Origin of the sequence: Alkalimarinus coralli, assembly GCF_023650515.1 — a bacterium.
GTDB classification, from domain to species: Bacteria; Pseudomonadota; Gammaproteobacteria; order Pseudomonadales; family Oleiphilaceae; genus Alkalimarinus; species Alkalimarinus coralli.
In genome coordinates, this window is record NZ_CP096016.1 from 4,129,764 (window position 1) to 4,144,267 (window position 14,504).

Below are 14,504 nucleotides of genomic sequence, written 5' to 3' on the forward strand. Positions count from 1 at the left end.
ATTCTAGATAGCTCAGCCAAAGGCGTTCTTTGAAATCCAGGTAGTGTCCATAAACCTGTGTTGCAGGCACCCTTGGCAAACCAAAGGGCTGACCTGCTACGTAGACTGTCAATTTCTACTACTTTAGACCGTAAATACCGACGGCTTCACGAACCTTATCCATCATGCTCTGGCTAAGTTTGCGAGCCTTTTCGGCTCCTTTCTGCAACTCGGCTTCAATATCCTGTGGTCGAGCCAGTAAGTCATTATAGCGCTCGCGGGATTCACCAATCTCTTCGTTTATTAATGAGAATAAACGCTTTTTAGCATCGCCCCAGCCAATGCCTTCAGCAAATGCCTGGCGCATTTCTGCGGTCTGTGTTTCATCTGCAAAGGCCTGCCAAATTTGAAATACGGTTGAGCTGTCCGGGTCTTTTGCTTCGCCGGGCTCAAGCAGGTTGGTCTGTATTTTGTTGATGTGTTTCTGAAGTTGTTTTTCGGTCAGAAATAATGGAATGGTATTACCATAACTCTTGCTCATCTTTCGGCCATCAAGACCTTGTAGAATGGCCACGTTATCATCGACGACATATTCAGGCAGTGTCAGTATGGGTTTCTTTTTGCTGGCATAAATATGGTTAAAGCGCTGCGCGATGTCTCGGGCCATTTCTACGTGTTGAATCTGGTCTTTACCAACAGGCACCTTGTTAGCCCCAAACATTAGGATATCTGCCGCCATTAACACAGGGTAGCTGAATAAGCCCATGGTAATGGCCTTATCAGGATCTTCGTTGTTCGCAACATTGGCATCTACCGCACCTTTGTAGGCGTGGGCACGGTTCATCAGCCCTTTACCGCAGACACAGTTCAGTAGCCAGGTAAGCTCTGGAATTTCACGGATGTCGGACTGTCGGTAGAAACAGGCCTTGTCGGTATCCAGCCCTAATGCAAGCCAGGTTGCGGCAATTTCCATGGTTGACTGGTGTACCAGCTTGGGATCCTGGCACTTAATCAACGCATGGTAGTCGGCCAAAAACAGAAATGACTCGTTGTCCCCTGTTTGGCTGGCCTCTATTGCGGGTCTGATGGCACCGACATAGTTTCCCAAGTGAGGTGTGCCTGTGGTGGTTATTCCGGTTAAAACCCGCTGCTTAATCATCAACTGCCCGCCTGTGTTAATCGCCGCCTGTAAGAGGCGTTAAGAAAAAGCCGATATGATAGCCAAGATAAGCCCGCCAGTCGATGAACGATGACAGCTATCAGAGAATTCAGTGCACGCTGTCGACCAGGGCCGACGCCTGCGATTTAGCGTCAGCCATGGGGCGTTAGTTGTCTGAGGCGTTGCTTGTCGGAGTGTCAGTTTCGCAGCACAAACACTTTAAACTGATTCTGAGACAAGATATGCGCTGCAATATCACTACGTTGCCCGCCATCTTCGGTTAGATAGTAAACCACCGCTTTGTCGAGCTTCGACAAGCTGCTGCGTAGATCACTCAAAGGAATATGCAGACAATCTGGCATCGGGATATGCTCAAACTCAGAAAGCGAACGAATATCTAACAGCGCCATGTTGTGCTCAGGGTTTGCCGCAGCTTTCTGGTATTCGGCATTGGAAACATACTTGACCAGAGGGTTATGCAGCAGTTTTTGGAATGACTCTTTATCAAGTCTGGCCAGACAGCCATCTTCTTCCATAATGACAGAGGCCGAACGGACGATATCGGAGACCAGCGCCTCCTCGCCAAAATAAGCGCCCGGTCTCAGTGTAGCCAGCTTGGTTTGTTGTTCTCCAACCGTCACTTTGGCGCTGCCACTAATCAGCAGATAAAAATAGTCGCCCTCATCTTCTTCCTGAATAATTGTCTGGCCCTTTTCAACTTCGACTCGTTCAAACTGGTCAAACAGTTCGGTGATGTTAGCAGGGGGCAGGTTCAGAAAGAGTGGAAACTCCAGCAAGCTGGTCATCCAGTTAAAATACTCTTCATCAAACTCACCTTGAGTTTGCTGTGGCGTGGTTGTCTTGGCACCTTGTGCTGGTTTGTTCTTCTCGCTATTGGGGTTCGATTCGCTCCAGGCCAGTGCCCTGTCGAGCAGTTTGGGGTCGATTAAAAACAAGTGGCCAGCGGTTTGAGCCTTAACTGTTGCTTCGCTGGTTATCAGATTGTTAATCGGGTGGAGCGCTGCTTTGTGGTTGCTATCAATCGTTTTGCTGGAAAAAAGCCCCTTCTTAATGGTGACTTTCCCCGCCAGCAAATAGTAGTGAAATGCCAGATCGTGACCTTTTTCGAACAAGGTGTCACCGGCATCGAACTCTACAACGCGGCCTTTTTTTAGCACTTCCGTCAAATAGGTGGACGAAAGCTGATCAAGTGGCGAATATTTCGCCATGGTTTTTTCAGTAATATTGTATTGTGCCTGAAGCGACATAATCAGACCTTAAATGAGGTTAGCATTTCACGTAGCTGGTTGGCTTTGGTGGCCATCTCTTCACTTGCGCGGGTGGTTTCAGCGGCGTTGCCGACATTGTCTTCCGCGACTCGGCTGATGCCCACGATGTTTCTATCAATATCTTCGGCGGTGGTGGCTTGCTGCTTAACGGCCTCAGCGATATGGGTATTCATCTCGGCAATGGAAGAGACTTTATCATGAATCGCTTCCAGTGCTTCTTCAACCTCTTTTGACTCTACGACAGTGCCTTCGGCCATTTTGTGGCTGTTAGACATGGCTGTAACGGCGTTGCCGACACCCTGCTGGATTTTATCCACCATCTCTTCAATCTCTTCTGTGGACTCGTGAGTACGTCTGGATAGTGAACGTACCTCATCTGCCACCACGGCAAAACCTCGGCCATGCTCACCGGCCCGTGCGGCTTCAATCGCGGCATTCAGTGCCAGCAGGTTGGTTTGTTCGGCGATACCTTTGATCTGAACCAGTACCTGGCTGATGTTGGCGCTGTCTTTTGCCAACTGGTCAACAACACTTGATGAATTCTGAATTTCACCGGCCAGGTTATTGATATTCAACAGTGTTTTATGAACCTGGTCTCTCCCGCGATTGGCCTCATTGCTGGCCTCCTGAGCGGCATTTTCTGCCTGTGCTGAAAAGTCAGATACCTCGCTGAAGTTGGAAGACATTTCGGTCATGGCGCTGGCAGCCTGCTCGGTTTCTTCCATCTGCTTATTGATTGAGTTGCTGGTGACGCCGGTGATCTGGCTGACTTCTTGAGACTGCTGGTAAACACTGTCAGAGGTGTTGTGAACTTCTTTAATCAGCTCTCTCATGCGCTCTGCCGTTTGATTGAACTGCTCGGTCAGGTGGCCGAGTTCGTCTTGTGTTGCCACCGTCATTTTGACGGTCATATCGCCTTCCGCCATTTTACTGGTGGCTTCCAGCAGGCGGTCTATCGAGGTGCGAAGTGAGAGGTAGAATGAGGCATACAGGTAGATAATAAGTATCATGACAATGCCGATGGCCAGGCTAATCAAGGTGAGCTTTTTGTTCTGTGCTTCCAAACGGGTGGCAAAGTGTTTATCGACCTCGCTGAAGATTTCGCTGGTCAGCGAATACTGCAGGTTGGTAAATGATGATATCTCGTCGAAATAGTCCTTCCACGGTGTATTCAGTTCAGTGGCGGTCATTATTTGTGTATCCACCACATCGAGTAGTCGGGTTATTTCACTAACCAGGGCTGAGCCGCCGTTTTTTATCTCTGACTGCTCATCTGGAATCATCAAGGTGACTGTTTTTTCCAGCTGTGGCTGTATTTCATAGAGCTTGCTGGATATGGAGTCGAGTGCATCCGCATTGGCTGAGTTCAGATAAGCCTGCGTGAGTGCGTAAGCACCTGTTGCCCGAAGCAGTCCAACCGTATTGCTGTACGACTTTAAGTCCCGTGTTGCAAAATCGATCATCGATTTGGTGTTGTGGTTTGAGTCCAGAGATAGTTCGCTCAGTTCCAGTGTTGCTTTGATCAGCGCATTGGCGTTGATTACCAGCTCATTAAGAATTGAAAAGGTTGACTCGGGCGTGGCGTTGGCTGACACCGAGACCGACTCCATTCTTTTTAGTGACTTGCTGACGGCATCTATTAAGTTCTGATACGTTTCATTTTTGGTGAAGCGGGCATCACTGGCTTCAATGGCATTGATCGCTTTGGTGACGGCACTTTTATGTGCTTGAAGTACCGCAGTATCAGGGCTTGATTGATAGGCAGAGAGCAGCTTTATATCGCGAAATCGCTCTGATGCGTCTACCAAAGCCTGAGCTAGATCCAGTAGTTCAAGACCTTCCCGTTGATTTTGAGTGGTTTTAATTTTTTCATAAGACTCATCAATAACGCTGTAGCTCAGCCACGCCAGCGGAACGAAAAATAGCAAACTAATGAGTGTGAATTTATTGGCAAAACCTAAGCGGGAGATTAAACGCATCCCCGGATGAAGAATATTTTTCAGCACAATAGCAACCCAGTTACATCATTATTATTTAGCTTACCTAATGTTGATATCATCAGGTCGCATCAAAAAGTGTAGCCCACTGATCGTTAGTTGACATGGCTTATTGCCACTTTATACAGGCCCATCTGTACCATAATACATCGCCCAGCAGTTCGAATACTTTAGCGTTTATGTTATCAGGCGTAACAAACAGTACAGGCCTTTTCAGCCTGCCGCCCTTTAATCCTTGGCATGTGTGGTGTGATGGAATGGTGGTGCAATGGAGTGGTGTCGTGGAGTGAGGTAGTGTAGTGGAGTGAGGTAGTGTAGTGGTATAGCGCTTTAGGGTACTATAGCGACTTTCGCCAAGACAATGATACGAAGGACTTAGGCTATGGACTCTCAGATAGAGGAAATTCTGGCGTTTAAACCATCGGACAAGGGCTTCGCCGACAAAGTACTGCGCCCATCTGAGCTGTACTTTTCACCTAAAAGCATAGGGACAGATAATATTCCAAAAGACCGGCCGGTGCTGTTTGTGGGTAACCATACGATTTACGGTGTGTTTGACCCGATGTTGATTGTTAAATCAATTTATCAGCATAGCGGTGTTTTTCCCCGTTCGCTGGCCGACCATATGCACTTTGGGGTTCCGTTATGGACTCGCTATATCAAAAGCATGGGTATTGTAGAGGGTACTCGTGAAATTTGTAGTGCACTGATGCAAGACCGGCAATCGGTGCTGGTCTTTCCCGGTGGCGCACGTGAGGTGTTCAAGCGCAAAGGAGAGTCGTACAAACTGGTGTGGAAAGCGCGAGTTGGGTTCGTCAAAATGGCTATTCAGCACGGTTATGACATTGTTCCTTTTGCCAGTGTAGGCCCTGATGACGCTCTTTCCGTGCTGTTAGACGCTAACGATATAGCAAAGGGGCTAGGTCAGCGGTTTAGAGGTAGCCGCTTCTACAAAAAGACACTACGTAACGGCGATATGATCCCGCCTGTTACCCGGGGTATTGGTTTAACGGCTATCCCCCGGCCTGAACGGTTTTACTTCTCATTTGGAAAACCCATTGCAACCTCTGAGCTACAGGGCAAGGAACAAACAGACAAGCTGTTATTTGAAACCAGAGACGTGGTCGCCGAGGCGATAAACAGCCAGATTGATGAACTGCTTAAACTGCGTGAGCAGGATAGCGATAAAGGCTGGTTAAGGAAGCTGCTGACAGCGCTTTAATGGTTTATATAGAGTGTGCTCGCGAACTGAAACTCAATGGTACGTGAGCACACGCTATTAACCCTAACGCTTCATATTAACTATCCGCTAGCGCTCTTTGGTAGGTTTCCCGAAGCTTCATTTTTAGCAGTTTGCCAGTTGCTGTATGGGGTAATTCATCGACAAAAATAACATCATCAGGTAACCACCATTTGGCGACTTTATCTGACAAGTAATTCAACAGCTCTTCTTTACTGACGTCCATGCCCTCTTTTGTTACCGCCAATAACAGCGGCCGCTCATCCCACTTCGGATGGTAAACACCGATAACTGCGCATTCGGCTATTGCTGGGTGACCCACTGCGGCATTCTCCAGATCAATCGAGCTTATCCACTCCCCACCTGACTTGATGACATCCTTGGCGCGGTCAACGATATTCATATAGCCTCGGGAGTCAATCGTTGCCACATCTCCGGTATCAAACCAGCCGTCAATCAAGGCAGGTTTCTCGGCTTTATAGTAGCGCTCTATGACCCAGGGGCCTTTGACCATTAGGCGGCCAAATGAAGCGCCATCGTGTGGCAGCGCCTGATTGTCAGCACCCACGATTTTCATTTCAATACCGAATACCGGGCGGCCTTGTTTGGTCTGAAGCTGGTAGCGTTCATCCAGCGGTAAGTCTTTCATGTAACGGCTCATACTATTGATGGTGCCGATGGGTGAAAGCTCGGTCATGCCCCAGGCGTGCATCACAAACGCATTGTGCTGCTCCTGGAAGGCTTTGATCATCGACAGAGGCGCAGCCGACCCGCCGATCACCACATTGTCAACTGAGTCAAGAGTGATATTTTGTTGCTCGCAGTATTGCAATAGTCCCTGCCAGACCGTCGGTACACCTAATAACAGGTCGACCTGCTCGCCGTTTATCAGCTCTGACAGTGAGGCGCCGTCCATGCCCGCACCTGGCAAAACCAGTTTTGCGCCAACCATAGTTGCGGAGTACGGCACCCCCCAGGCATTCACATGAAACATCGGCACAACGGGCAATATATTACTGCGGTTGCCAATATCCAGCGCATCTCTTGAGATGCTGGCCCAGGCATGTAAAACCGTCGACCGGTGGCTATAGAGCACACCCTTAGGGTTACCTGTTGTACCGGAGGTGTAGCAGAGTGAAGCCGCACTTTCTTCGTCTATCTCTGGCCAGTCGAACTCGGTAGATTCAGAGTCGACCAAGGCTTCATAACAAAGAAAGGGGGTTCCATCAGGTAAAGGAGACTCAGGCATATTTTGCCGATTGGTCATGACAATAACCTGCTTAAGATATTTCAGTTCTGGCGCAATTTTTTCCAGCAGGGGAATAAAGGTCAGATCAATAAACAGGACTTCATCTTCAGCATGATTGAGGATGTATGCCAGTTGATCGGGGAATAACCGGGGGTTAATGGTGTGTAGTATGGCGCCGCTCCCCGATACCGCAAAGTAGATTTCATAGTGTCGGTGGGTATTCCAGGCCAGTGTGGCGACTCTGTCCTGTTGCCGTACGCCCAATCTCTTTAATCCGTTAGCGAGCCGTCTAGCGCGGGCAGCCGCATCTTTATAGCCATACCTGTGAATGCCGCCTTCGACATTACGACTGACAATCTCACCATCTTGGTGATACTGCTCAGCGTACTGGAGGATGGATGAGACGGTTAATGGGGTGTCCATCATTAATCCCTGCATGGTGGTCTCCTTGAGCAAAGTTTTCAATGTAGATGATTGGTTTTATTATTAACGGGGTATGCTCTCCATAATGGTACGAACAGGGGCTGTTGCGCAATAGGCTTTAGTACAATTTATCACTGGTGTTCTGCTTGTTACTGGCATCTTACGAAGGCTCAACGTACACTCAATCATTATTATCACCGCTAAGGAGTTGCCTTTGATGGTCTATATTTCTTCTTTATTTCGAGTCTGGGTTTTAAGTCTGGCCGCTATTTTGTTGCTGGGATGCAATGAAAAACAACCTGACGAGCTGTTTTTGAAAGAGAGTGATATTCAATCAAGCATTGATAAGCAGTTACCGATTAATGGACTGCTGAATATGCAGATTCATATTCCTGATGAGGTGGCCAGCTTGAGCGGCTTTTTTGCTGAACGAGTGATTGCAGACCCCATGGTCGATGCACAGATTGAGCTGGATAGCATAGAGGTTTCACTGGTGGGTCAGCAGCCGCCACAGGAAGGGCGAATAAAGCTATTGGCCGAGCCGGTTATTCGCTTAACGCTTCTTGGGCTCGATATTGCTGAGCCACTGAGTATTGAACTGTCAGGCATATTGGTCGCGGATGAGGATAAACTTTTTTTTGAGCTCAAAGAACTGAATGAAAAAGGCTCATTCTTTTTCAACAACTTTGTTCCTAATGACTATCAAGACCAGTTTATGGCAAATATGAATGATTGGTTTACCGCCTATTTCAGCGCTTACCCTGTTTACCAGTTTTTGCCTGATGGCCAGTTATCATACGCTAATGTTGATAAAGCAACGTTACTCATCGAGGATGACTTGCTGCGATTTCTGCCTTGAGAGGGCGGCATACATCATACTTTTTGCTTTGGTTCGAGCCAGATTGTTCGTGATGGTTGTTATAGAATAATACGCTATAGGTAGACGTTTTTATTATTTAATAATCGAAAGGGCTATCAGCCTGTCAACTACAATGAAGGTGGTGCTAGGTAACATCCCATTACTAGCGAACGTAAACAGACGTTCATAAGGAGCAAAACAATGAAAATGCTTTTAGGGATTGTTTTAGGGCTTTTTTTAGCTGGCCAGTATGCGATGGCTGATGGATCTGCCAAGAGTGATGAAGTCGAAGATATGACGGATCAGCAAGGTGCTGTAGAGCAGTTTGAGCAGACGTTGGAAGAGGCCCCCACTGCGGCAGGTATGCCAGATCAGGAGAGTGGTGAAGTAACAGATCAGGCTCAGGAGCCTATTGAAACAGGCGAAGAGTCAGATATGTACCAGGAAGAGGCTGACACAGAAGAACCTCAACCTTAGCTTACGGGCATTAAAGCAGGTTATGACCTGACTTTAATCACGTGTAGATGTTCTAGGGTTCCATACAACGTTTTCATTCCGTTCGATAATGTATCGGGCATAGCGGCTCAAAATGCCGGTTTTAAAATTACTGACCATCTGATGGTTACTAAATAGGGTGCTCCGTAGCACCCTTTTTAGTAGATATCGAAGCCGCACGGTTAAGAAATAATCTTAAACTGGTTAACCTGATCAGATATTTCAACAGCCAGTTTAGCCAGGTGCTGGCTTGAATCAGAGATGTCGGACGCCGCAGAAGCTGACTCGACCGATATGGTATTAATAGACGAAACATTCACGTTAATATCTTCCGTTACCGCTGACTGCTCTTCTACAGCGCTGGCAATTTGAATGTTCATATCGCGAATATTCTGCACCGCTTGCTCGATCTGAACCAGTGCACTATGGGTCTGTTGAACGGTGTCTGAGCACTCTCCTGCTTTTAACTTCCCGCCTGCCATTGCGTTCACTGCATTGCGGGCGCCCTGTTGCAGTCGTTCGACGACATCCCTGATCTCTTGTGTAGACTGCTGCGTTCGTTGCGCCAGCGTTCTAACCTCATCTGCGACGACCGCAAAGCCGCGCCCTTGCTCTCCCGCCCTGGCTGCTTCTATGGCCGCATTGAGCGCCAAGAGGTTAGTTTGTTCGGCAATACCATTAATGGTGTCGACGACAGAGCCGATGTTCTGACTCTCCTGGTCTAAAGACTCTATCAGAGCTGAGGTGTTCTGAATTTCGTCCATTAGTTCATTAATCAGAGAGGCACTTTGACTGGCGACTTCCCGCCCGTCTGATGTTTGTGAATCTGCTGACTGAGCGGCCTGTTGTGCTTCATTGGTGCTGTGGGCCACCTGCTGGACCGTGGTACTCATCTGGTGGATGGCGGTTGCAACCTGATCAGTATCAGCTTGCTGCTTTTGAGTACTTACGCTGGTTTGGCTGGCGATGGTAGCAAGTTGTTCTGAGGCTGCTGACAGTTGCAGTACCGCGCTCTTGATTTGTGCCATAACATCGTTGATGCGTTTCATCATGAGATTAAACACCTGTGCAGTTTGGCCTATTTCGTCCTGCGAGCTCAGGTCAATGGTCATACTGATATCGGATGTTTTCTCAATGGTTCTCATGGTGGTTTTTAGTTCGTTCAACGGGCCAACGATTGACCTGCTCACAAGATAGTTTAGTGTTATTACAAGCGCTGCTGCCAATAATGTGCTGATAATATAGGTAAATGTGAGGGAGTCCGTCATGGAAGAAATTCGGTCGCGCTCTTCCCCTGCGACGCGTAATTGAAGCGCAATCAGCTCTGCCAGCTTATCGCTAATGGGGGCAATTTGATCGTATAGCGGGCCATCAATACTATCTAATTGGCCTTGCACATTGCCTGATAGTTGTGAAAGTTGCTGTTCTACGTTGGTAATGGCGCGATCTGCCGCTGTAAACAGCATTTTTGCGTCCTCGGCCAGTTCAGCTTCTTCTTTGGTTAGCGTCGTTGCCATGTACGCCCCCCACTTTGAGCTGATTTGCTGCTTGGCTTGACGTACATCTTTTAGCGCTTCTTCGGCTGTTTTCCTGCCAGCGTTGGCCTTGTTAATGGCATCGATGACTAAAACGGCATAATCATCGGCGATAATTTTCAGGTCTTGCAGGGGCACAACCCGGTCGCTATAAATACTGTCGACGCCTTGCTCGATTTTGGAGAAAATATTAACCGCGCTAACCACTACAGCGATTAGTACAACGATAGGGAATAATACTGAGAGGGTTAATCTCATTCCAACGTTTAGTCGAGAGAGCATTTTTTTAAACTCCAGAGTTATTATTGCTCTTGCAATACATGGCTTTACTAATAGATGGATCTAACAGTACTTAGTATAGACGTAATATTCCATATGACAGGTTAAGCGCTCTAGTCAGGTGAAAGCGTCGTTTGACGGTTAGCCTGGGCTGATGTTCAGCATGGGCGTGGAATGTTTACCACCCCCTATCGAACGATAGGGGGAATAGAGTATGGGGTTATGGTGAACCCGTTTTAACAAGGGGAGTTAGGAAGCTGAGCCGATTAAATGCTTGGCATGGAATTTAATATGCTCGCCTATGAACGAAGCAATAAAATAATAACTGTGATCATAATCTTCATGTAACCGGAGCGTCAGGTCAACGCCCTTTTCACCACATACCTGTTCAAGCGCTTCCGGCTTTAGTTGCTCACTGATAAAACAGTCCCCCAACCCCTGGTCAACCAGCAGTGTCAGTTGTCGAGCTTGCTCCTCAGGGCAATGCTTAATGAGGTGGCAGCTATCATACGTTGCCCATTGTTCGCGGTTGTCGCCAAGATAATGGCTAAAGGCCTTTTCTCCCCATGGACATTGCAGAGGGTTTGCAATCGGTGCAAAAGCACTGACAGAGCTGAATCTGCCAGGATTTTTTAACGCAATCGTAAGCGCCCCATGCCCCCCCATTGAGTGCCCCGAGATTGACTGGCGTTGCGAATCGACAGGGAAATTTTCCTTGAGCAGTTTGGGCAGCTCTTCCGTTATATAGTCATACATGTGGTAATGAGTTGACCATGGCTTCTGAGTCGCATTGAGGTAGAACCCCGCGCCTAAACCAAAATCCCAGGCTCCATCAGGGTCATCGGGTACGTCTTCTCCGCGAGGGCTGGTATCGGGCGCGATGATTGCGATGCCATGCTCTGCCGCATAGCGTTGGGCGCCAGATTTGACCATAAAGTTTTCGTCTGTGCAGGTTAGCCCGGAAAGCCAGTATAAAACCGGCACTACTTTATCTTCTGCCTGGGGTGGAAGATAAACAGAAAAGGTCATATCGCAGTGACAGCTGCTTGATGGGTGGCTATAACGCTTTAGCCAGCCATCAAAGCACCTGACTTCAGACAACAGTGTTAACGTTGACGCAGTCATTGTGTGTGTATCCGTAAAGTCATGGGTGGATTATATATATGCCTCTTAGAGAGTTTTGCACGACTACTGCGCTTACAAATACAGCGTTAAAAAATGACTCAAAATGGTGCACCCTCCTGGGTCGACCGGGACTTATAGACCATAAACTGCGCTTTTTCGTCATGTTTTGCCTTGTCTTTGATTCGCTCATAACGTCGTGCAAAGCTCTCTCTTAAAATATAATGACGGAACGGATGCTCTTGCCTTCGTGCATCAGGTCAAAGGCTTTATTAATATCCTCTAGGCCCATGGAGTGGGTCACCATTTCGTCGACCTTAATGTCACCACGCATATACTGCTCAACATAGTCCGGTAGCTGTGAGCGACCTTTGACGCCGCCAAACGCAGTGCCGCGCCAGACTCGACCTGTCACCAGCTGGAACGGGCGAGTACTGATCTCTTGCCCTGCACCGGCCACCCCGATAATAACCGATTCACCCCAGCCCTTATGGCAGCACTCCAGCGCTGAGCGCATAAGGTCGGTATTGCCGATGCATTCGAACGAGTAGTCGACGCCGCCATCGGTAAGGTTTACGATGACATCCTGAATGGGGTCGCTATGATCTTTGGGGTTAATAAAGTCCGTAGCGCCAAGCATTTTCGCCATTTCAAATTTATCGGTGTTAATGTCGATCACGATAATTCGCTCAGCCTTTGCCATCACGGCACCCTGAATTACGCTCAGCCCAATGCCGCCCAAACCGAACACCGCAACGGTTGAACCGGGCTCAACTTTAGCGGTATTGAGCACTGCTCCGATACCCGTTGTGATGCCGCAGCCTAGCAGGCAGACTTTGTCCAAAGGCGCTGCTTTGTTTATTTTTGCCAACGCAATTTCGGGTACCACGGTGTATTCTGAAAATGTAGAGGTGCCCATATAGTGATAGATGGTTTTACCATTCTGAGAAAAGCGGCTGGTGCCGTCCGGCATTAACCCTTGACCCTGGGTGGATCGGATCGCCTGGCAGAGGTTAGTTTTCCCTGACAGGCAGAATTTACACTTGCCACATTCCGGGGTGTAGAGCGGAATCACATGATCCCCGACCGCCAATGAGGTGACGTCCGGGCCGATTTCTTCAACAATGGCTCCCCCTTCATGGCCTAAAATTGAAGGGAATATGCCCTCTGGGTCTGCACCGGACAGGGTGTACGAGTCAGTGTGGCAGACCCCCGTTGCGACCATGCGAATTAACACTTCGCCCTGTTTAGGGCCTGCAACGTCAACTTCTTCAATGGAGAGTGGTTTACCTGCTTGCCATGCAACGGCCGCGCGACTTTTCATATAGGAGCCTTTTAACTGTTAATGATTGGATTTTGACAGGGCTAGATTTGAGTCTTGTGTATTTCGCTCTGACCCTTTTTGATTTGCTAGTTTTGATTTGCTAGTTTTGATTTGATTAGTATAGACGGTGTCTTACTGGCTTTCTGTATTCCCTGTGCTTATTGATTGATGAATAAGTACGACATTTTGAAGCAGTTCAACGAAAAACCGTTATAATCACTGCTTTTTGTTCTTGGGTAAAGAGTATGCTAACCGAATTATCGCTACACCCACAGCTGATCAAAGCGACCCATGAATTGGGTTTTGAGTCGGCTACACAGGTTCAGGAAAGAGCGATACCGCTTATTCTAAACAATAAAGACCTTCTGGTCAGCGCGGCCACCGGTAGCGGTAAAACGGTTGCATTTCTTCTCCCCATCTTACATCGAATTTTGGCAAAGCAAGAAGAGCCCAAAGCCGTTCGGGTTTTAATTCTGGTGCCCGTCAGAGAGCTGGCAGAGCAGATAGAAAAAGCCGGTGCAGAGCTTGCAAAGCTAACGAGTGTTAACCTTTTAAGCATCACGGGCGGGAAAGATTTTAAAGTACAGGAGCGGGCCTTAAAGCGCATGCCTGATATTGTGGTGGCGACACCTGGGCGTTTGATTGAGCACTTGGCCAATGAGTCACTGAGCCTGTCCGCGCTTGATGTACTGGTGCTTGATGAAGCTGATCGTATGTTAGATATGGGGTTTCAGGATAATGTGCTGAAGATTGTCGAACATTGCAGGAACCCTCATCAGACGCTACTCTTTTCTGCCACCTTGCCGAGTGTGATCAGGCGGTTTGCCGAAAATATTCTCAATGAGCCCGAGTCAGTGTTAATTCATCATCATCGGGAGCAGCACAGCGATATTGTCCAGCAGATTGTGTTGGCTGATGATATTGACCATAAAGAGCAACTGCTGCGCTGGTTGCTGGATCATGAAAGCTATGACAAGGCGATCGTATTTACTAACTCTAAAACACTGGCAGCGCGTCTTGATGGTTTGATGCGATATCATAAATTCCGGGCCGCGCAACTGCATGGAGATATTCAGCAGAAAGGTCGCAAAGCGACGATTGAGTCATTTCGCAGCGGCAAGGTTAATGTATTGATTGCGACAGATCTGGCAGCAAGAGGGTTGGATGTCAGCGGTATTGATCTGGTTATAAACTTTGATATGCCGCGCAAGGGGGACGCGTACGTGCACCGTATCGGGCGAACTGGACGCGCCGGTACCGAGGGCAAGTCTATCTCTTTAATCTCTCAGCCAGAGTGGAACCTGATGTCGTCTATTGAGCGGTATCTAAAAGTCAGGTTTGAGCGCAAGGTCATAAAGGCGCTGGCTGCAAATTACAAAGGCCCCAAGAAATTGAAGGCTTCCGGTAAAGCGGCCAGCAGCAAGAAAAAGAAAAAACCGGCGTTAAAAGGCAAACCAAAGAGCAACAAAGTAAAAAAAGCTAAAAAGGGTTAACGAATATCGGCGCGACTCTACTGAGCCGCGCTGCAAGTTGAGCGGCGAAGGCAGGAGCCGC

At 48.2% G+C, this 14,504-nt stretch carries 10 protein-coding genes and 1 pseudogene; 4 read left to right on the forward strand and 7 right to left on the reverse strand.

The features are described 5' to 3' along the window. Positions 1–118: 118 nt before the first annotated feature. From trpS to MY523_RS18510, 3 genes are all read right to left on the reverse strand, one after another. Positions 119–1,138, reverse strand: coding sequence for a tryptophan--tRNA ligase (gene trpS, locus MY523_RS18500; protein WP_250656154.1), 1,020 nt, complete (start codon positions 1,136–1,138; stop codon positions 119–121). A gap of 197 nt (positions 1,139–1,335) precedes the next feature. After that, positions 1,336–2,406 carry a cyclic nucleotide-binding domain-containing protein gene (locus tag MY523_RS18505; protein WP_250656155.1) on the reverse strand — a complete coding sequence of 357 codons (1,071 nt, stop codon included), beginning with the start codon at positions 2,404–2,406 and terminating at the stop codon, positions 1,336–1,338. Between the two features lie 2 nt (positions 2,407–2,408). After that, entirely contained in the window at positions 2,409–4,433 is a 2,025-nt protein-coding gene (locus MY523_RS18510) for a methyl-accepting chemotaxis protein (RefSeq protein WP_250656156.1), read from the reverse strand. A gap of 373 nt (positions 4,434–4,806) precedes the next feature. On the opposite strand from MY523_RS18510, the gene MY523_RS18515 reads away from it, so the two are divergent. Then, on the forward strand, positions 4,807–5,646 hold the full coding sequence (locus MY523_RS18515; protein ID WP_250656157.1) for a lysophospholipid acyltransferase family protein: 840 nt from the start codon (positions 4,807–4,809) through the stop codon (positions 5,644–5,646). Positions 5,647–5,722: 76 nt separating this feature from the next. Here MY523_RS18515 and MY523_RS18520 read toward each other — a convergent pair whose 3' ends face one another. Next, on the reverse strand, positions 5,723–7,351 hold the full coding sequence (locus tag MY523_RS18520; protein WP_250656158.1) for a 3-(methylthio)propionyl-CoA ligase: 1,629 nt from the start codon (positions 7,349–7,351) through the stop codon (positions 5,723–5,725). Between the two features lie 202 nt (positions 7,352–7,553). Between MY523_RS18520 and MY523_RS18525 the strand changes: the two genes are divergently transcribed. Continuing rightward, entirely contained in the window at positions 7,554–8,195 is a 642-nt protein-coding gene (locus MY523_RS18525) for a YceB family lipoprotein (RefSeq protein WP_250656159.1), read from the forward strand. 201 nt (positions 8,196–8,396) lie between these two features. Then, positions 8,397–8,672, forward strand: a complete 276-nt coding sequence (locus MY523_RS18530) for a hypothetical protein (RefSeq protein ID WP_250656160.1) — start codon at positions 8,397–8,399, stop codon at positions 8,670–8,672. Positions 8,673–8,872: 200 nt separating this feature from the next. Here the strand turns inward: MY523_RS18530 and MY523_RS18535 are convergent. The 3 genes and pseudogenes from MY523_RS18535 to MY523_RS18545 all read right to left on the reverse strand — a co-directional run. Continuing rightward, positions 8,873–10,495: pseudogene (locus tag MY523_RS18535) on the reverse strand (methyl-accepting chemotaxis protein); the annotation flags it as partial. 258 nt (positions 10,496–10,753) lie between these two features. Then, positions 10,754–11,629 carry an S-formylglutathione hydrolase gene (gene fghA, locus MY523_RS18540; protein ID WP_250656162.1) on the reverse strand — a complete coding sequence of 292 codons (876 nt, stop codon included), beginning with the start codon at positions 11,627–11,629 and terminating at the stop codon, positions 10,754–10,756. 211 nt (positions 11,630–11,840) lie between these two features. Then, positions 11,841–12,950, reverse strand: coding sequence for an S-(hydroxymethyl)glutathione dehydrogenase/class III alcohol dehydrogenase (locus MY523_RS18545; RefSeq protein WP_250656163.1), 1,110 nt, complete (start codon positions 12,948–12,950; stop codon positions 11,841–11,843). Positions 12,951–13,195: 245 nt separating this feature from the next. Here MY523_RS18545 and MY523_RS18550 point away from each other — a divergent pair, with 245 nt between their 5' ends. Then, the gene (locus MY523_RS18550; RefSeq protein ID WP_250656164.1) at positions 13,196–14,443 is read left to right on the forward strand and encodes a DEAD/DEAH box helicase; all 1,248 of its coding nucleotides are present in this window, start codon (positions 13,196–13,198) and stop codon (positions 14,441–14,443) included. Positions 14,444–14,504 lie beyond the last annotated feature (61 nt).

What these genes read in the sequence shown, in the direction of transcription:
- MY523_RS18530 (WP_250656160.1), top strand. Translation starts at nt 8,397, where the DNA reads ATGAAAATGCTTTTAGGGATTGTTTTAGGGCTTTTTTTAGCTGGCCAG.
- MY523_RS18545 (WP_250656163.1), bottom strand. Translation starts at nt 12,950, where the DNA reads ATGAAAAGTCGCGCGGCCGTTGCATGGCAAGCAGGTAAACCACTCTCC.
- MY523_RS18550 (WP_250656164.1), top strand. Translation starts at nt 13,196, where the DNA reads ATGCTAACCGAATTATCGCTACACCCACAGCTGATCAAAGCGACCCAT.
- trpS (WP_250656154.1), bottom strand. Translation starts at nt 1,138, where the DNA reads ATGATTAAGCAGCGGGTTTTAACCGGAATAACCACCACAGGCACACCT.
- MY523_RS18505 (WP_250656155.1), bottom strand. Translation starts at nt 2,406, where the DNA reads ATGTCGCTTCAGGCACAATACAATATTACTGAAAAAACCATGGCGAAA.
- MY523_RS18515 (WP_250656157.1), top strand. Translation starts at nt 4,807, where the DNA reads ATGGACTCTCAGATAGAGGAAATTCTGGCGTTTAAACCATCGGACAAG.
- fghA (WP_250656162.1), bottom strand. Translation starts at nt 11,629, where the DNA reads ATGACTGCGTCAACGTTAACACTGTTGTCTGAAGTCAGGTGCTTTGAT.
- MY523_RS18525 (WP_250656159.1), top strand. Translation starts at nt 7,554, where the DNA reads ATGGTCTATATTTCTTCTTTATTTCGAGTCTGGGTTTTAAGTCTGGCC.
- MY523_RS18520 (WP_250656158.1), bottom strand. Translation starts at nt 7,351, where the DNA reads ATGCAGGGATTAATGATGGACACCCCATTAACCGTCTCATCCATCCTC.